Origin of the sequence: Paraburkholderia sp. J10-1, from assembly GCF_905220165.1 — a bacterium.
In the GTDB taxonomy this organism is placed as follows: Bacteria; Pseudomonadota; Gammaproteobacteria; order Burkholderiales; family Burkholderiaceae; genus Paraburkholderia.
On the sequence record NZ_CAJMYW010000001.1, the window covers coordinates 672,789 to 690,453 of the forward strand.

The following is a 17,665-nucleotide window of genomic DNA, read 5'->3' on the forward strand; positions in this document are numbered from 1 at the left end:
CATCATGAACGACACCAGAACCTTGCGACAGCCTGTAGTAGTCGATTCCGCTTCCACGCGCTACGCGCGCATCAAACCGGTTGCCGTCACGGCGGTCGAGCTGCTCGGCGACTTCTGGGGGCGACGCTTTGCGACGAACATCGACAAGACGTTGCCGAGCCAATGGGACCTCCTTGAAAGCACGGGGCGGCTGAACAATTTCCGCCGCGTGTCCGGCGACTACGATGGCCCATTCGAAGGCATATTCTTCAACGACTCCGACCTGTACAAGTGGCTCGAAGCCGCGTCGTGGGTCGTGGCGCGCGGACCGAGCGCGCTGCTTGAAAAACGTATCGACGAAGGCATCGCCCTGATCGAACGCGCGCAGGACGACGACGGCTATATCGACAGCTATTTCAGCGTGGAGCGCAAGGCGGAACGCTGGAGCAACCTGCGCGACCTGCACGAGATGTATTGCGCGGGCCATCTGATTCAGGCCGCGGTGGCGCACCACCGGGCAACCGGAAAGCGCCGCTTGCTGAACGTGGCGATCCGCTTCGCCAACCTGCTGTGCGATCGCTTCGGCCCGGAAACAGAAGGCAAGATCGAAGCCATCGACGGGCACGAAGAGATCGAAATGGCGCTCATCGAACTCGCGCGCGAAACGGGCAACGACCAGTATCTCGCGCTGGCGCGTTTCTTCATCAAGGCGCGCGGTCACGGCCTGCTCGCGGGCGGCCGGTTCGGCGACGCCTATTTCCAGGACGACGTGCCGTTCGAGCAGATGGAGACCCTGGCCGGGCATGCGGTGCGCGCCTTGTACATGGCCTGCGGCGTAACCGATCTCTACCTCGAGACCGGCGAAGCCGGCCTGCTGCCAAGGCTCGAAACGCTGTGGGACCGGCTCGTCGCGCATCGCATGTATATCACTGGCGGCGTTGGCGCGCGGCATGACGGCGAGTCGATCGGCGCGGACTTCGAGTTGCCGAACAGCCAGGCCTATACCGAAACCTGCGCGGCGATCGGCAGCATGATGTGGTGCCACCGCATGCTCGCCGCAACGGGCGAGGCCCGCTATGCCGACCTGTTCGAATGGACGCTGTACAACGGCATGCTGCCGGGCTGGTCGCTCGCTGGAGACGCGTATTACTACGTGAATCCGCTGGAGGACGACGGCGGCCATCGCCGGCAACCCTGGTACTACTGCGCATGCTGTCCGCCAAACGTCGCGCGCACGATTGCGTCGCTGCCCGGTTATGTCTATGGGACCGATGCTGACTCCATTTACGTGCACCTGTATATGGAAAACGACGCGCGAATCGACTTCAACGGGCGCACGGTGGAACTGCGTCAGCGCACGCGGTATCCGTGGGACGGCGCCGTTGAAATCGCCGTCGATGGTCAAGGCGAGTTCGCGCTGAAGTTGCGTGTTCCGGCGTGGCTCAATGGCGCGTCCGGTTTCGTGACCACTCGCGAAGGCGCTGCGGCCGCCACGCCGCCGAATCCCTCGATCGGTCTTAGCGTGAACAGCGTTGCGATCGAAGCCACTGCGCACGCGCACGGCTACATCGTGATCCAGCGCCTGTGGCAACCCGGCGATGTGGTCCGCCTGACGCTGCCCATGGCCCTGCGCGCCTGGCAAAGTCACCCGAAGGTGCCCGACAATCGCGGCCGGATCGCGCTGAGTCGCGGGCCGGTGCTGTATTGCGTCGAACGCGCCGACATGCCGGGCGTCGATCTCGACGAGCTATACGTCGACCCGCCATTACTCGAAGCGCAATGGCGGGAAGCGCAACTCGGGGGCGTGGTCGTGCTCGAGGGCAGCGCGTACAAACGCGAAATCGGTGCGGACTGGACAGGCGCGCTTTACCGGCCGCTGACCGAGGCCGCCGATACCGCGCCGAACGACCATGCCACCCTGATCGCGATTCCTTATTTTGCGTGGCACAACCGCGAAAGCGGACCGATGAAGGTCTGGTTGAACTATCGAGGGGAATGAAGCGACATGGGACGGGTACAACTGCACAACGTCAGGAAGCAATACGATCACCACGAAGTCATCGGCAACCTGAGTCTCGACATAGCGGACGGCGAGTTCGTCGTCTTCGTGGGCCCGAGCGGCTGCGGGAAATCGACCTTGATGCGGATGATCGCGGGCCTCGAGGATATCAGCGGCGGCGACCTGACGATCGACGGCGCACTCATGAACGACGTGCCTCCCGCGAAGCGCGGCATCGCGATGGTGTTCCAGTCGTACGCGCTGTATCCGCACATGACGCTCTACGACAACATGGCGTTCGGCCTGAAGATTTCCGGCGCGAAGAAGCCGGAAATCGACTCGGCCGTGCGCAATGCGGCGAAGATCCTGCACATCGACCATCTGCTCGACCGTAAGCCGAAGCAGTTATCCGGCGGGCAGCGCCAGCGCGTCGCGATCGGCCGCGCGATCACGCGCAAGCCGAAGGTGTTCCTGTTCGACGAACCGCTTTCGAATCTCGACGCCGCGCTGCGCGTGAAGATGCGCCTCGAATTCGCGCGTCTGCACGACGAACTGAAGACCACGATGATCTACGTGACGCACGACCAGGTCGAGGCGATGACGCTGGCCGACAAGATCGTCGTGCTGTCGGCGGGCAACCTCGAGCAGGTCGGCAGCCCGACGACGCTGTATCACGCGCCGGCGAACCGCTTCGTTGCCGGCTTCATCGGCTCGCCGAAGATGAACTTCCTGGAAGGCGCCGTGCAGGCTGTGTCGCGCGACGGCGTGACCGTACGTTACGAGACGGGCGAAACCCAGCGCGTGTCGGTCGAACCGGGCGCGGCGAAGGAAGGCGACAAGGTGACAGTCGGCATTCGTGCCGAACACCTGCATGCGAGCACCACCGGGGACGGCACCCAGGCGCGCACGATGACCATCGAGTCGCTCGGCGACGCCGCGTATCTGTATGCGGAGTCGCGCGTTGCTCCAGACGGCCTGATCGCACGCATTGCACCGCTCGAGCGGCACGAGAAGGGCCATGCGCAAAAGCTCGGCGCGAAGCCCGAGCATTGCCATCTGTTCGACGGTGAAGGGAAGGCGTTTCAGCGCAGAATTGAAGGCGCGCTAGCGGCGTGACGATGAGGGTGCAGCCCGCGGGTCGAAACATGCGCTGAACCGCAAGCGTTTTGCTTGCGCCGCCGCTCGGTTCAGCTGTATCCGGCGCGCGTTCGGCTATTGCGCCTGATGCACTGTCACCTGCTCCAGCCCGCTACGGTTGCGCAGGAAACGTTGGGGCGTTTCCCCCATCGCGCGCCGGAACATCGTAATGAAGGCGCTGGAGTTGCGGTAGCCGAGTTCGGTGGCGATGGTGGAAACCGCCATGCCCTTGGCGAGCCGCGAGATCGATTCCACCAGCCGCAAGCGCTGGCGCCATTGGCCGAACGTGAGGCCAGTCTCGTCCTTGAAAGCGCGCTCCAGCGTGCTTTCGCTCGCGCCCACGCGCATGCCCCAGTCGTTGAGCGGGGTATTGTCGGCGGGCGCGTCCATCAGCTGGCCGCAAATCTGTTGCAGGCGGCGGTCCTTCGGTAGCGGCAGCAGCCCTTCGGAAGCCAGCTGCGCCTCGCGCATCTCCTGCAGCAGAAGCGGGTCGATCAACCCGGAGCGGCGCTCGGGATGGCCGTTCTGATGATCGAGCGCGAGCGCGCTCACCAGCGCATGGAGCAGCGTCGAAATCATCAGCACGTGGCAGCTCGGCTCCTCGCGCGGCGCGACGTCGACTTCGAAATAGACCGTGTACATCTCCACCTGGCTAACCGCCTGCAACTCGTGCGCAACGAGCGGCGCGATCCACAAGCCGCGGTACGGGCCAAGTGTCCACGCGCCGTCGGGCGTGATGACGCGCAGCACGCCGCGCGTCGTGTAGACGAACTGCGGTTGCGTGTGCGAGTGCCAGCTTTCGCTGTCGCCGGCTTCGAAATCGCACCGCCTGGCGATGACGGGACGCTTGAGATATCGCCGCTGCGTACCGGTGATGCGTTGCCAGATATCGGTCATTTGTGAGTCTTTTGAGGATATACGGCAAAACCGTCAAATTTCGACGGTTTCGCGTAACGAATTGACAGGACGTCTGCGCAGTTCCGACCGTATTCTATCGTCCGCCTGCTGATTTATAAATGACAATCGAAATGATTCGCATTCGTAATTTGGCGAGTCTTAAATCTTGAACGGGGTACGTGGGATGAATCGGGGATGGATCGGAAAGTCGTCGAACAACAGCAACATCGAGGCATGCGAGGCGAAGCGGATCAAGATGCGCACGATCACGGCGGTCGTGGCGCTCGCGATCGCGAAGATCGCCAGTGCGCAAACAGCGGTGGCGCCCGTGGCGGCGTCGGACGCCGCTGCGCAGCCGGGCCAGCAACTGCCGGCCGTCGTCGTGCAGGGCGCGCGTCAAAGCGAAACGGCCACGGGTCCGGTGGTGGGCTATGTGGCGAAGCGCAGCGAGACCGGCACCAAGACCGACACGCCGATCATCAAGGTGCCGCAGGCCATTTCGGTCGTCACGCGTGACCAGATGGACGTGCAGGGCGCACAAAGCGTGGCGCAGGCGCTGCGCTACACCTCGGGCATCAACCCCGAACAACGCGGCACCAATACCGATTCGCTCGAATACCTCTACGCACGCGGTTTCCTCGTGGACGAATTCTGGAACGGCCTGCGCACGCCGGGCCCGAACGGCGGCTTCGGCTTCAACGTCACGAGCTTCGATCCGTACATGTTCGAGCGCATCGAGCTGCTGCACGGTCCGGCTTCGGTGTTGTACGGCCAGGGCTCGCCCGGCGGCACGGTCAATCTCGTGAGCAAGATGCCGACCGACACGCCGTATCACGAAGTCGGCCTGGAAACCGGCAGCTATGGCCGCATCCAGGGCTTCTTCGATTTCAGCGGCCCGGTCGACAAGGACGGCACCGTGCTCTACCGCCTGACCGCCGACGGCTTCAACACCGGCACGCAAACCGACTACGTGAACCAGCAGCGCTTCTCGATTGCGCCAACCATCCAGTTCCGCCCGTCGAAGGACACGACGTTCACCGTCTTCGCGAACTATCAGGCGGACCCGGAAGCGGGCATCTACAACTCGGTGCCGTACACGTGGCAAAGCCGCAGCCTCAATCCGGGCGAGCCGACGTGGGACAGCTTCCGCAAAACGCAGATGTCGATCGGCTATCAACTGGAGCACCGCATCGACGACGTGTGGTCGTTCAAGCAGAGCTATCGCTTCCTGCGCAACACGCAGACGATCCAGTACGTGGGCAACGACGGCTTCAAGTCGGGCACCGACACGCTCGCGCGCACCGCGTATCTGAACTACGGCAGCGTCAATTCGCACACTGTCGATAATCAGCTGAACGCGAAGTTCAATACGGGGCCGGTCAAGCAGAACGTCACGGTCGGCCTCGATTACCAGAACATGCAGTTCGACCATTACTTCTATGGCAACCTGACTTCCACGCCGGGTCTGCAGGAAAGCAACCCGATCTACGGCCAAACCATTCCGTATCCGAACTTCATGTTCTCGACGTCGAACGCCACGTCGATCAAACAGCTCGGCGCGTATGCGCAGGATCAGCTGGACATCGGCAAGTGGTCGTTCCTGCTCGGCATCCGCGAGGACTGGGCCAACGAAGACGTGACCTCGTACAAGACGGGCGCGACGACCACGCAGTTCAACCGCGCGTTCACGTGGCGCGCGGGTGGCGTGTACCAGTTCGACAGCGGCGTCGCCCCGTACGTCAGCTATTCGCGCTCGTTCCAGCCGCAGGTCGGCACCACGTACAGCGGCGAGGCGTTCGCACCGCTCACGGCCGAGCAGTACGAAGTGGGCGTGAAGCTGCAGCCGAAGGGCTATAACAGCTTCGTCACGGTGTCGGCGTTCCATATCACCCAGAACAACGTGCAGACCAGCGACCCGCTCCACAGCGGCGCCAGCGTGCTGACGGGCCAGGTGCGTTCGCAGGGCTTCGAAGTGGAAGGCCACGCGAGCCTCTCGAACAACCTGCAGCTGATCGCGAGCTACACCTACACGAACCTGCTCAACACGAAAAGCAACACCGCACTCGACAAGGTGCCGGTGGGCATTCCGCGCAACACGGCTTCGCTGTGGGCCGATTACACGGTCTCCGCCGGACCGCTCGCGGGGCTGCTGTTCGGCGGCGGCGTGCGCTATATCGGCGGCTCGTATGGCGATACGGCGAACTCGTTCATGACCTCGTCGGCCACGCTCGTGGACCTCTCGCTGCGCTACGACCTTGGCCGCCGCTTCTCGAGCCTGCAAGGCTGGACTACGTGGCTGAACGTGTCGAACCTGCTCGACCGCAAGTACTTCGCCTCCTGCACGGGCGCGAACTACTGCTACTGGGGGCAAGGCCGTCTGCTCACGGCGGGAGCGAAGTACCAGTGGTAACTCAGCCCTTCCTCTTTTCCGATCCGATGCAATGAAACGCAGGACCTTGCTCGCCGCGCTGTTGGGCGGCGCTTGTCTGAACGTCGTCAGCCTCGGCGCGCGCGCGCGGACCACCGTGCCGCGCCGCGTGGTCGTGCTCGACTGGGGCCTGGCGGAGCTGACGCTCGCGCTCGACGTGGTGCCTGTGGGCATGGCGAACACGCCGGGCTTCCGGCGCAATTTCACGGCATGTCCGCTGCCCGATTCCGTGGTCGATCTGGGGCTGATGTTCCAGCCCAACATGGAACTGATGCTGGCGCTCAAGCCCGATCTCATTGTCATCACGCCCGCGCATGCTTCGCTGCGCGGCTCGCTCGAGCGCCTCGCGCCTACCGTCACGCTCGGCCAGTTCCGCGCGAGCCCGACTCCGTATTCGGACGCCTGCGGGGAGACGATGCGCCTCGCGCATCTGTTTGGCCGCGAAGCGCAAGGCGAAGCCGCCGTGGCGCAATCGCGGCGAGCGATCGCGCAGGCGCGCGCGCGGCTCGATGCGCTGCCCGCGTATGCGAACGCACGCGGCGGCGCGCCTCTCTACATAGCGCGCTTTATCGACGAATCGCGTCTGCGCGTGTTCGGCACGCATAGCCTGTTCGGCGAGTTGCTCGCGCAACTGGGCCTGCGCAACGCGTGGGGCGGCGCGGCGGCTGCGGCCATGATCGGCTTCGATGCGCTCGACGCTAATACGCGCGCGACGCTCGTGTACGTGAAGCCGTTGCCCGCCATGACCGCGACGATGATGCAGACGAGCCGCGTCTGGCAGGCCATGCCGTTCGCGCGCACGGGCCGCATGACGGGCATGGCCGAGGTGCCGCCCGAGGGTGGCATTCTGAGCGCGGCGTATTTCGCGCATGCGCTCGTCGACGCGCTGGCTGCCGCGCAAGCACCGGAGGCAGCATGAGGGACGCCATGACTACGCCCTTCGTGCCGCTGCGCCGCACGCCGCTATTGCCCGTTTGCGCGCTGTTCGCGCTCGCGGCGCTGTTGTTCGCGCTGCGCCTTGACGCCCGGCTCTCGCCCGCGCTCTGGTGGCAGGCGCTCGTCGCGCCCGAAAACACGAACGTGGCGCAACTGCTCGCGCACTACAGCGATTTTCCACGCGTTGCCGTCACGCTGCTATGCGGCGCGGCGCTCGGCCTCGCGGGCGTCGCGACGCAGCAGGTTTTGCGCAATCCGCTCGCCGAACCCATGACGCTCGGCATCTTCTCGGGCGCGTGGCTCGCGCTCGCGCTCGCCACGGTCTACGCGCCTTTCCTGCTCGCGGGTGGCCGCGATGCGGTTGCGCTAGCGGGCGCAGCGGCGGCACTCGCCGCGGTGTTCGTGCTGGCGGCGCAGCGCGGCATGTCGCCGCTCGCGCTGATCCTCGCGGGCATGATCGTGAATCTTTGCGGCGGCGCGTTCTGTCTGGCGCTGGCGATCTCGCACTACGATCTGCTGAGCGGCCTGCTGGTGTGGGGTGGCGGCTCGTTCGCGCAGCACGACTGGCGCGTGGCGCTGGCGCTCGCGGCGCGCTTCGCGCCGTGCGCGCTGCTCTTGCTGCTGTTGTTGCGGCCAATGGCCGTGTTCGATCTCGGCGAGACGGTGGCGTCGAGCCTCGGCGTCTCGCTGCAGGCCACGCGCGGCGTCACGCTCGGGCTCACGCTGCTGATCGCCGCCTTCGTGGTGAGCGCCGTGGGCGTGATCGGCTTCGTCGGGCTTGCGGCGCCCGCCGTTGCGCGGCTCGCCGGCGCGCGCCGCCTGCGCGAGCGTGTGATGTGGTCGCCGCTGATCGGCGCGGCGCTGCTATGGCTCGCCGATCAACTCGCGCAACTGTGCGCGGCACGTTTCGGCATGGCGATACCTACCGGCGCGATCACCACGCTGATCGGCGCGCCGCTTCTGCTCGCGATGCTGCGCCGCCTGCGCGGCCGCCCGGATCTCGCGCAAACGCCCACACAACCTGGAGCCCCGCTCTCGCCGCGCGGCCTGCGGCGCGTCGCGTGCGCGAGCGCGTTGGCCTTGACGTGCGCGGCCGTGCTTTCGCTCACGCTCGGGCGCGGCCTCGCGGGCTGGCATCTGAGCCATGCACATGAAGCCGCGGCGCTGTTGTTTCTGCGCCTGCCGCATGTCGCGGCGGCGGCGGGCGTGGGCGTGCTGCTCGCGCTCTCGGGCGGCATCGTGCAGCGCATGACCGGCAATCCGATGGCGAGTCCCGACTTGCTCGGCATCTCGGCGGGCGGGGCGCTCGGCTTGACGGGCGCGCTCTTTCTCACCGCGCATCCGGGGCTGCCGACCTTCCTCGCGTGGTGCGCGGCCGGCTCGATGCTCACCCTGTGCGCGCTCGTGCTGATCTCGCGGGCCTCGTCGTTTTCTCCCGACACGCTGATTCTCGCGGGCATGACGCTGAGCGCAGCGTTCCAGGCCGTCTCCGTCATCGCCATTTCGAGCGGCGATCCGCGCGTCATCATCCTCTACAACCTGCTGGCGGGCTCGACTTACAACGTCGGGCCGTGGATGGCCTCGCTGGTGGCGGCGTGCGCGCTGCTCGCGCTCGCGGCCGTGCCGCTGTGCCGCCGCTGGCTCGAAATCCTGCCGCTCGGCGATGCGGTTTCGGCAGGACTCGGCGTGCGCATTGCCGGGGCGCGTTTCGGTCTCTTGATGCTGAGCGCTCTCTTGAGCGCGGTCGCGACGCTCGTGATCGGACCGCTCTCGTTTATCGGCCTGATGGCGCCTCACATGGCGCGCATGCTCGGCATTCGCCGCGCCATGCCCTTGCTGTATCTCAGCGCGGTGTTCGGCGCGACGCTGATGATCGGTTCGGACTGGCTCGGCCGCTGGGTGCTGTTTCCACAAGAAATGCCGGCTGGCGTGATGGCCACGCTGCTCGGCGGACTCTATTTGATCCTCACAATGTTCCGGCACCCGGCGCAAGACCGGTCCGGTTCCTGACGCACTGTCTCAGGGAAACTCATGTCCATGCTCTTGAAGCTCGCGCGCAATTCACGCTCGACCTTGTTCGTTGCGCTCGCTACCAGTCTCGTCAGCGGCTTTGGCAATGCGGGCCTCGTCGCGCTCATCAACCAGGCGCTGTCGGCGTCCGTCGCGCAGCTCGCGCACCTCGGCTGGCAATTCGTCGTGCTCGGCGTGATCGTGCTCGCCACGCGCACGCTCTCGCAGACGCTCTTCATGGACCTCGGCCAGCGCGCCAAGGCGAGCCTGCGCATGCAGACGATCCGGCGGCTCGGCGACGCCTCGTTTCGCCATCTGGAGCAGCAAGGCGCGGCGCGCTCGCTCGCCGTACTCACGCAGGACCTCGACGCCATCGTCATGCTGTTCGTGCGCATGCCTGCACTCGCCATGCAGAGCGCGGTCATCATCGGCTGTCTCGCCTATCTGAGCGTGCTGTCGTGGCAGATTCTGCTGGTGGCGATCGTGACGATCGGCATCGGTGCGGCGGGCTTTCGCGTTGCCAACGGCCGCGCGCTCTTTCACCTGCGCGCGTCGCGCCAGCGCGAGGACGATCTGGTGCGCCACTTTCGCGCGCTGTTCGACGGCGCCAAGGAACTCAAGCTGCATCGTCCGCGTCGCGCCGCTTTCATCAACGACACACTGTTCACCAACGTCGAAGCCGTGCGCGTGCAGCGCACGCGCGGCTACGTGCTCTACGCGGCGGCGGCGAGCTGGGGCAGCTTCATCCTGTTTGCGTTCATCGGCATGACGCTATTCGTGGTCGTACGCGTTTTGCCCGTGAATACGCACGTGATGTCGGGTTACGCGATGGTGTTTCTCTACATGATCATGCCGATCGAGTCGCTGCTCTCGGCGATTCCGAACATCAGCACCGCGCGTGTGGCGCTGGAGCGTATCGAGGCTGTGAACGCCGAACTGCCGCTCGAAAACGGACTCGATGCGCCGGTAAAAGGCGCATTCGAAAGCATCGTGCTCGACGGCATCACGCACCGCTACTTCCGCGAAAAAGAGAATGAAGTGTTCACGCTCGGACCGGTCAACCTCGCGTTCAAACCGGGCGAACTGGTCTATCTGATCGGCGGCAACGGCAGCGGCAAGACCACGCTCGCGAAGATGATCGTGGGGCTTTACACGCCCGAAAGCGGACGCATCGTGCTCAACGGCGCGAGCGTGAACGACGCCGATCGCGACAGTTATCGACAGCTGTTTTCGGTGGTGTTCAGCGACTTTTTCCTGTTCGACAGCCTGCTTGGCATCCGCTTTGACGGGCTCGATCAAACGGCGCGAGACCTGCTCGTGCATCTGCAACTCGATCACAAGGTCAGCGTCGAGGACGGCGCGTTCTCCACGCTCGAACTTTCGCAAGGCCAGCGCAAGCGGCTCGCGCTGCTGGTGGCGTATCTGGAGGACCGGCCGTTCTACCTGTTCGACGAATGGGCCGCCGATCAGGACCCGCTCTTCAAGGACGTGTTCTATCGCAAGCTGTTGCCCGAGTTGAGGGCGAAGGGCAAGACCGTTTTGGTCATCACGCACGACGACCGATATTTCCATCTCGCCGATCGCTATATCAAGCTCGACTATGGCCAGATCGTGGAAACTGGCGCGGGTGCGGATTTGAGCACGCGCTACACGGGAGCAGGAAAAGACACGGATGTACCGCTCGCCGCTCGTTGATCAGTCATGCCAATTAATACCAGTGAACAATCGCTATCGAGTATCTTGCCAATGAATTCTCCAACGCCTTTGCCGACGAATTCGCCCATGAAGCTTTCGCACGAGAAGGCGCTGCACGAAGCGCAACCCGTTCACCGTGCCGCGCGTGCGCACGATTGCGAGGCGCAGGCGCTTTTCACCCTGGAAGACGTCTCGTTCGACGTGGGTGGCCGCACGCTGCTCAAGCCCTTGTCGCTCACGCTCGTGAAGCGTCGGATGTATGGTCTGATCGGCCACAACGGCTCGGGCAAATCGACGCTTGTGAAGCTGCTCGCGCGTCAGCAGCAGCCCGGCGCGGGCACGCTCACGTTCGCGGGCCGGCCGCTCGCGCAGTGGGAAAGCCGTGCGTTCGCGCGCAAGGTCGCTTATCTGCCGCAACAACTGCCCGCCGCAGACGGCATGACCGTTCGCGAACTCGTCGCTCTCGGACGATATCCGTGGCACGGCGCGCTCGGCCGCTTTTCGCGCACCGATGCGCAGAAAGTGCTGGAAGCCATGGAGCAGACCGACATGGTGCGATTCGCCGATCGCGCCGTGGACAGCCTTTCAGGCGGCGAGCGCCAGCGCGCGTGGCTTGCGATGCTGGTCGCGCAGGACAGCGATTGTCTGCTGCTCGACGAACCGATTTCCGCGCTCGACATCGCGCACCAGATCGAGGTGCTGGCGCTCGTGCGGCGGCTGAGCGAGGAGCGCGGCATCGGCGTGATCGTGGTGCTGCACGACATCAACATGGCGGGCCGCTTCTGTGACGAACTCATCGCACTCAAGGGCGGCAGCCTGCTCACCCATGGGCCGTCCGCCGAGCTGATGCGAGCCGACATACTGAGCGCGATCTACGGCATTCCGATGGGCACCGTTGCGCATCCGGACGGCGGCACGCCGATCAGCTTCGCGCGTTGATGCGGCAATGCGCGAAGCCCTCCCCTGAAAAAAACGCCGGGCTAAAAGCCCGGCGCGAAGTTCGCAGGAGAGGCAAGAGGGCCCGGCGCTCCCACGACGTGTAGGGCGCCCATTGTCGTTGCGATTGGCCCGGCGCGCCGTGACCAAAGTCAAAGACCGTGGCACCGCCACGCCGCGTTAGCCGTCGCGGAAGATAAAGCTGTACGCGCTCAAAGCCGGCACGCCGCCCAGATGCGCATACAGCACCTTCGACCCCGGCTCGAATTCGCCGCGGCGCACCTTGTCGATCATGCCGTGCATCGACTTGCCCTCGTACACGGGATCGGTGAGCACGCCCTCCAGCCGCGCGCACAAACGAATCGCCTCCAGCGTCCCTTCGTTCGGCAAGCCGTATTCCGGGCCCGCAAAACGCGTGTCGAGAATCACGTCTTTTTCGCCGATGTCGCGGTTGAGATCGACGAGCCCAGCCGTATGACGCGCAATACGCGTGATTTGCGCGTGAGTCTTCTCCGGCGTAGCCGAAGCGTCGATGCCAATCACACGATCTGCGCGGCCATCTGCCGCGAAGCCGACCACCATGCCGGCCTGCGTGCTGCCTGTCACCGAACACACGACGATGTAGTCGAACTTGAAGCCCAGTTCAGCCTCCTGCGCCCGCACTTCCTCGGCAAAGCCCACGAAGCCGAGTCCGCCGAGCGGATGCTCCGAGCAGCCCGCCGGTATCGCATACGGCTTGCCGCCCGCCGCGCGCACGCTCTCGAGCGCTTCCTCCCAACTCGGTCGAATACCGATGTCGAAGCCGTCCGGCACGAGCCGCACGTCCGCGCCCATCATGCGCGACATCTGGATGTTGCCAACCCGGTCGTAAACGGCGTCGGAATAGTTGACCCAGTTCTCCTGGACCAGCACGCACTTCATGCCGAGATGCGCGGCGACGGCCGCAACCTGACGCGTCTGGTTCGACTGGATGCCGCCAATCGAAACCAGTGTGTCGCAGCCTTGCGCGAGCGCGTCGGGAATCAGGTATTCGAGCTTGCGCGTCTTGTTGCCGCCGAAGGCGAGTCCGCTATTGCAGTCCTCGCGCTTCGCGTATAGCTCCACCTTGCCGCCGAGATGCTGGCTCAGGCGCTTGAGCGGCTGGATGGGTGTGGGTCCGAACGTCAGTGGATAACGGGGGAAGCGCTGGAGGTTCATCGACTCTCTCCGGAAGGTCGGCTCATGCGAAACGGGGTCAACGGTCGGAACAGGCCATCGCGTGGGCCATCCGATGGAGAAATGTTAGGCGCGTTGCCACGAAATGAGCTTGCTAAAAAAATATCGTTGACCTACGTTTAAGGCGATCTCCCCGGTTCCTGGGCATTTTTAGTTTGTAGAACCATCGAAGGACGCAATGAAATTAACCCGGCAGTCTCCCGCTACGCCCGATAGCCCGCCCGCCCTCGATCGCATCGATCGCGCGATCCTCAGGCATTTGCAGCAGGACGCATCCATTTCGAACGTCAGCCTCGCAGCCAAGGTGAAGCTCAGTGCGCCCGCGTGCCTGCGGCGTGTGGAACGACTCAAGGAGTTGGGACTGATACGCGGGATCGTCGCACTGCTCGATCCCAAGGCGCTCGGCGCGGGCATGCTGGTCGTGATCGGCTTCGTGCTCGACCGCTCGACGCCCGAAGCGTTCGCCGCATTCGAGAAAGCGGCGCAGAAGGTTTCAGGCTGTGTGGAATGCCACGTCGTGACCGGCGAATTCGACTACTTCATGCTGGTGCGCACGCGCGATAACGAAAGCTTCAACCAGTTGCACGCGGAGCAGTTGTTGTACTTGCCGGGCGTGCGGCAGGTCCGCAGCTTCATGGTGCTCAAGGAGATTCTTTCGACGCATGCATTGCCGCTATGACGGCGGACGCGCGAATGCGATCCAGTGCAAAGGATGCGTGATTCTCGGTGCAACGTGGGGGATGTGAATCAGGATGATGCAGCAACCTGCCTGCTGCAATGTGACCGAAGGCCACGCGTTCTGTTGGTGGAGGTAAGCGGGATCGAACCGCTGACCTCTTGCATGCCATGCAAGCGCTCTCCCAGCTGAGCTATACCCCCATTCAGAACGGCTTCTGCGCCAGTGGGATGACGCAGAATCGAACACGGTCAGCTAATGGACCTGCCCGAAGAGCGGCGATTATATACGCCGCCCGTGCAACCTCGCAAGCACTCCGATGAATACCGTGCGAGGCGCGATGGAATCTCGATCGCCACCCTTTGTCCGCCGACAAGCCCGTTGCATTGGACTCCTTATCAATTCCGCACCAAAGCAAAAAGCCGGCTTATTAGCCGGCTCTCTCGCCTGATTCGCAGCGCATGCGCGCGAATGCAAATTCTGGTGCCGACGGCGAGACTCGAACTCGCACAGCTTTCGCCACTACCCCCTCAAGATAGCGTGTCTACCAATTTCACCACGTCGGCATTCCAATACAACCCGGGACTTTCGATCCCGTTTCCTCTTGCCTCTTGGGCTCGAAGGGTCGCCATTGTATCGACTCGTCGCGCATTTTTGAAGACCCTGCGCGAAGTTTTTTTAAAGCGCTGCACCCATGCTTAAAACTCCAGCGTTGAAGTCAGTTCGAGTGTGCGTCCGAGTCCCACGCCCAACTGATTCGACCCTGCTGCACTCCAGTAGCGCCGGTTGGCCGCATTCTCCAGATTCGCCTGCACCGAAACGCGTTTGCCGTACACGCGCGTCGCGTAGCGCACGCCCGCGGTCAACAGCGTATAGCCGCCAATCTGCGCCTGATTCGCGTTGTTCACCTGGCGCGGCCCCACATAGTAGATGCCGCCGTTCACCGAAAGACCCGCCAGCACCGGCACACGATATTCAGCGAACAGACTCGCCGTGACGTGCGGCGTATTCTCGGGCGTCTTGCCGACGAGCGTCGGGTCGGAGGAATCGATCTGCTTCGCGTCGAGATAAACGGCCGATGCGGTGACCGAGACGTCCTTCGTCACATCGCCCTGCACCGAAAACTCCACGCCGCGATAACGCGCGTTGCCGTCCATCACATAGACGTTGTCGGCATTCGTTTCCGCGCTGGCCTGCTTGAGGTTGAAAAGCGCAAGCGATACGAGCGTGTTGCCGGCGAGGCGCGTGCGCACGCCCACTTCCTGCTGCCGGCTCACCGCAGCGGGCAGGATCTGGTTTGCGTTGACCGCCGTGGCCGGCGCGCTGCCCGCCGATTCGAGCGCTTCGACATAGCTCGCGTAGACGCTTGTCTGCGGCGTAATGCGGTAGGTAATGCTCCCCGAAGGCGAGGTGTGGTTGATGTCGGAGCTTGGCGTACCGGCTTGCGAGGTCATGTACCCGGAGCGGCGCACGCCGGCCACGACCTGCAAACGCGGCGTGATGTCGATCTGGTCGAACACATAGATGCCGCTGTTGCGCACATGCTGCGCGTAGAACTGCCGCGCGCTGCCGCTTTGCTTGAGCGTCGTGATGTCGATGGGATCGTAGAGGTTCTGCGCCGCCGTGTACGTGTACGTCGTGAAGTCCGGCTGAAACAGCCAGTTCTGCACGACACCTGTGGTGACCGTATGCGTGAAAGGCCCGGTTTTGAAGTCCCCGTTCACTTCGAGGCGCACGTTCTTGTTCTCGTACATCTGCCCGAACTGCTGGCTGCCTTGCAGCGTGCCCGCGCCGGTCGCGACGTCGTACTTCTGGAACACCCAGGCCCAGCGGTCGCGCCGCGTGATCGACTGGCCGAGCGAGAGCATCGCGCTCCAGTGGTCGTTGAACGCATAGTCGGCGCGCACGAGTTGCGACGTCGCGCTCGCCTTGGTCGGCCGGTCGTTCGGCACGAGCAGCTTCGAGGGGTCGGGCATGGCCGGCAGCGTGATCTTGCCGTTCACGGCGGTAAGCGGCGCAATGCCGGCCTGCTCGACAATGCTCGTTTCGATGTGCTCGAGATCGTATTGCAGCTTGAGCTTGTCGTTCACGCGCCAGTCGAGCGCCGCGCTCGCGAACTTGCGGTAGCCACGGTCGCCGTCAATGGGTGTTTCGACGTGCTCATCCATTGCGTTCACGCGTATGCCGAACTGGTCGCTCGGGCCGAAGCGGCGCGCGATGTCGGCGGCGGCGCCGATCGATCCGTTCGAGTCGCCGAGCACCGACATGCTCGTGACAGGCTCGCTGCCCGCGCGCTTGAGCACCATGTTGACGATGCCCGCCGGCGCGCCAAAGCCGTAGTACAGCGCAGACGCCCCCTTGAGCACTTCCACGCGCTCCTTGTTCTGCATCGGCATCCAGATGGCAAGCCTGGCGTCGATAGGGCAAACCGTATTTTTGCGGACAAGCAGGGCTTGTCCTGGCTGGAATCAGACAAGGCCAGTCAGGCCGGCTTCCTGGCCCCGGTTATTGCGAAAAATGCTTGTTCTGCAAGAAAAGCACGCGTGGGTAGAGGTTGTTTGCGCCTGATCCAGGTTAGTCGAAGGAATTACGCCTATTTTCCGGCGGTGATGTGTCATTTTTTCAATTGCTGGCTAGCCAGTCAGCGGTGGCACACATTCATCGCAAAGAGAACAGCATGAAAAAAAACAATTCTGCGGCAACGCGCCACTTTCGCGGCATCCTTCCGACAGTCATCGCATTGTCACTGGGGCTGGCGGTATCCCTGTCGCATGCGGCAGCTACGCCGGCCACGGCAGATAGCGCCATGGAATGGATTACCCTGGGCACAAATGGCGGGCCCGTCATTTTCAAGGAACGTTCCGAGCCCGCCAACCTGTTGATGGTCAACGGCAAGCCATGGTTGATTGATTGTGGTGATGGCGCCATGGAACGTCTGGCGGCCGTGGGCTATCAGGCCAGGGATTTATCTACGGTCTGGCTTAGTCACCTGCATATGGATCATATTGGTGGCGTGCAGGGGTTGATCGGCTTGCGCTGGATGCTGGGCGCCATGACGCCGATGACCATCTACGGCCCGCCGGGCACTCAGGAACTGGTGGACGGCATTGTAAAAGCGCTGGGGCCCTCAGCGAACATTGCCAAATTTGAACCCATGCATGGTATGCCGCTGGACCAAATGATCAAGGTCGTGATTGTGGAGGACGGTGCAGACATGCAGGTCGATGGGGTCCGTGTGCGGGCAGTACGCAATTCCCATTTTGATATGCCGCTGGGGCATCACCTGCCGGATGGGACGCAAAGCCTGGCTCTGCGCTTTGACAGCAACGGCAAGTCGGTCACCTATACCGGAGATACCGGCCCGGCAGATGCAATTGCAACGCTTGCCAAAGGTACCGATTTACTGGTCAGTGAAGTGATTGACCGGGATGCCATGGTCGCAGAATTACAGGCCAACAAACAGATGTCTGACAAGGCCAAAAAAGAAATGACCGAGCATTTTGATACCCAGCATCTTAGCCCGGAAGCTGCCGGCACCATTGCGGCAAAGGCAGGCGCCAGGCATCTGGTTTATACACATATCAGTATTGTCGCCAGTATCCTGACACCCAATGATGCGGCGGCTGAACGTGCATCGCTAGCCAGGATCAAACAACAAACACAAAAAGTGTTCAAGGGACCGGTCACGTTGTCGGAGGATTTGCAGCGCTTCCCTGTCGGTGCTGAGCGTAAATGAGCGTCCTTGTTCAGGCCAGGC

12 protein-coding genes and 2 tRNA genes are annotated in these 17,665 nt (G+C 63.5%); 9 read left to right on the forward strand and 5 right to left on the reverse strand.

Going from position 1 to position 17,665, the window contains the following annotated elements; translation table 11 throughout:
* The first annotated feature begins 4 nt into the window (after nucleotides 1-4).
* Both U5A65_RS02985 and U5A65_RS02990 read left to right on the forward strand, forming a co-directional pair.
* On the forward strand, nucleotides 5-1,978 hold the full coding sequence (locus U5A65_RS02985) for a glycoside hydrolase family 127 protein (RefSeq protein ID WP_321945430.1): 1,974 nt from the start codon (nucleotides 5-7) through the stop codon (nucleotides 1,976-1,978).
* 6 nt (nucleotides 1,979-1,984) lie between these two features.
* A complete protein-coding gene (locus U5A65_RS02990; protein ID WP_321945431.1) occupies nucleotides 1,985-3,094 on the forward strand; it encodes a sn-glycerol-3-phosphate ABC transporter ATP-binding protein UgpC in 1,110 nt (369 codons plus the stop codon).
* A 96-nt stretch (nucleotides 3,095-3,190) separates the two neighbouring features.
* Here the strand turns inward: U5A65_RS02990 and U5A65_RS02995 are convergent, their stop codons facing one another.
* Nucleotides 3,191-4,012: a helix-turn-helix transcriptional regulator gene (locus tag U5A65_RS02995; protein ID WP_321908364.1), complete on the reverse strand. Its 822-nt coding sequence runs from the start codon at nucleotides 4,010-4,012 to the stop codon at nucleotides 3,191-3,193.
* A gap of 184 nt (nucleotides 4,013-4,196) precedes the next feature.
* Between U5A65_RS02995 and U5A65_RS03000 the strand changes: the two genes are divergently transcribed.
* The 5 genes from U5A65_RS03000 to U5A65_RS03020 all read left to right on the forward strand — a co-directional run bounded on the left by U5A65_RS03000 (nucleotide 4,197) and on the right by U5A65_RS03020 (nucleotide 12,020).
* Complete coding sequence (locus U5A65_RS03000) at nucleotides 4,197-6,422, forward strand: TonB-dependent siderophore receptor (RefSeq protein ID WP_321945432.1); 2,226 nt, start codon at nucleotides 4,197-4,199, stop codon at nucleotides 6,420-6,422.
* A 31-nt stretch (nucleotides 6,423-6,453) separates the two neighbouring features.
* A complete protein-coding gene (locus U5A65_RS03005; protein ID WP_321945433.1) occupies nucleotides 6,454-7,359 on the forward strand; it encodes an ABC transporter substrate-binding protein in 906 nt (301 codons plus the stop codon).
* A gap of 8 nt (nucleotides 7,360-7,367) precedes the next feature.
* Nucleotides 7,368-9,386 (forward strand): Fe(3+)-hydroxamate ABC transporter permease FhuB, encoded by a 2,019-nt coding sequence (gene fhuB / locus U5A65_RS03010; RefSeq protein WP_321945434.1) that lies wholly within the window; start codon nucleotides 7,368-7,370, stop codon nucleotides 9,384-9,386.
* 21 nt (nucleotides 9,387-9,407) lie between these two features.
* Nucleotides 9,408-11,081 carry a cyclic peptide export ABC transporter gene (locus tag U5A65_RS03015; RefSeq protein WP_321945435.1) on the forward strand — a complete coding sequence of 558 codons (1,674 nt, stop codon included), beginning with the start codon at nucleotides 9,408-9,410 and terminating at the stop codon, nucleotides 11,079-11,081.
* An 87-nt stretch (nucleotides 11,082-11,168) separates the two neighbouring features.
* A complete protein-coding gene (locus tag U5A65_RS03020) occupies nucleotides 11,169-12,020 on the forward strand; it encodes an ATP-binding cassette domain-containing protein (RefSeq protein WP_321945436.1) in 852 nt (283 codons plus the stop codon).
* Between the two features lie 177 nt (nucleotides 12,021-12,197).
* Here the strand turns inward: U5A65_RS03020 and U5A65_RS03025 are convergent, their stop codons facing one another.
* Complete coding sequence (locus tag U5A65_RS03025) at nucleotides 12,198-13,214, reverse strand: 1-aminocyclopropane-1-carboxylate deaminase (RefSeq protein WP_321945437.1); 1,017 nt, start codon at nucleotides 13,212-13,214, stop codon at nucleotides 12,198-12,200.
* A gap of 196 nt (nucleotides 13,215-13,410) precedes the next feature.
* Here U5A65_RS03025 and U5A65_RS03030 point away from each other — a divergent pair, with 196 nt between their 5' ends.
* Nucleotides 13,411-13,911: an Lrp/AsnC family transcriptional regulator gene (locus U5A65_RS03030; RefSeq protein WP_321908353.1), complete on the forward strand. Its 501-nt coding sequence runs from the start codon at nucleotides 13,411-13,413 to the stop codon at nucleotides 13,909-13,911.
* Nucleotides 13,912-14,035: 124 nt separating this feature from the next.
* Here U5A65_RS03030 and U5A65_RS03035 read toward each other — a convergent pair.
* From U5A65_RS03035 to U5A65_RS03045, 3 genes are all read right to left on the reverse strand, one after another.
* Nucleotides 14,036-14,111 (reverse strand) — tRNA-Ala (locus U5A65_RS03035).
* 278 nt (nucleotides 14,112-14,389) lie between these two features.
* Nucleotides 14,390-14,474: transfer RNA gene (locus U5A65_RS03040), tRNA-Leu, on the reverse strand.
* A 132-nt stretch (nucleotides 14,475-14,606) separates the two neighbouring features.
* Nucleotides 14,607-16,298 carry a TonB-dependent siderophore receptor gene (locus tag U5A65_RS03045; protein ID WP_321945438.1) on the reverse strand — a complete coding sequence of 564 codons (1,692 nt, stop codon included), beginning with the start codon at nucleotides 16,296-16,298 and terminating at the stop codon, nucleotides 14,607-14,609.
* 287 nt (nucleotides 16,299-16,585) lie between these two features.
* Between U5A65_RS03045 and U5A65_RS03050 the strand changes: the two genes are divergently transcribed.
* Nucleotides 16,586-17,644, forward strand: a complete 1,059-nt coding sequence (locus U5A65_RS03050) for an MBL fold metallo-hydrolase (RefSeq protein ID WP_321945439.1) — start codon at nucleotides 16,586-16,588, stop codon at nucleotides 17,642-17,644.
* Nucleotides 17,645-17,665: the final 21 nt, after the last annotated feature.

What these genes read in the sequence shown, in the direction of transcription:
- U5A65_RS02985 (WP_321945430.1), top strand. Translation starts at nt 5, where the DNA reads ATGAACGACACCAGAACCTTGCGACAGCCTGTAGTAGTCGATTCCGCT.
- U5A65_RS02990 (WP_321945431.1), top strand. Translation starts at nt 1,985, where the DNA reads ATGGGACGGGTACAACTGCACAACGTCAGGAAGCAATACGATCACCAC.
- U5A65_RS02995 (WP_321908364.1), bottom strand. Translation starts at nt 4,012, where the DNA reads ATGACCGATATCTGGCAACGCATCACCGGTACGCAGCGGCGATATCTC.
- U5A65_RS03000 (WP_321945432.1), top strand. Translation starts at nt 4,197, where the DNA reads ATGAATCGGGGATGGATCGGAAAGTCGTCGAACAACAGCAACATCGAG.
- U5A65_RS03005 (WP_321945433.1), top strand. Translation starts at nt 6,454, where the DNA reads ATGAAACGCAGGACCTTGCTCGCCGCGCTGTTGGGCGGCGCTTGTCTG.
- fhuB (WP_321945434.1), top strand. Translation starts at nt 7,368, where the DNA reads ATGACTACGCCCTTCGTGCCGCTGCGCCGCACGCCGCTATTGCCCGTT.
- U5A65_RS03015 (WP_321945435.1), top strand. Translation starts at nt 9,408, where the DNA reads ATGTCCATGCTCTTGAAGCTCGCGCGCAATTCACGCTCGACCTTGTTC.
- U5A65_RS03020 (WP_321945436.1), top strand. Translation starts at nt 11,169, where the DNA reads ATGAAGCTTTCGCACGAGAAGGCGCTGCACGAAGCGCAACCCGTTCAC.
- U5A65_RS03025 (WP_321945437.1), bottom strand. Translation starts at nt 13,214, where the DNA reads ATGAACCTCCAGCGCTTCCCCCGTTATCCACTGACGTTCGGACCCACA.
- U5A65_RS03030 (WP_321908353.1), top strand. Translation starts at nt 13,411, where the DNA reads ATGAAATTAACCCGGCAGTCTCCCGCTACGCCCGATAGCCCGCCCGCC.
- U5A65_RS03045 (WP_321945438.1), bottom strand. Translation starts at nt 16,298, where the DNA reads ATGCAGAACAAGGAGCGCGTGGAAGTGCTCAAGGGGGCGTCTGCGCTG.
- U5A65_RS03050 (WP_321945439.1), top strand. Translation starts at nt 16,586, where the DNA reads ATGAAAAAAAACAATTCTGCGGCAACGCGCCACTTTCGCGGCATCCTT.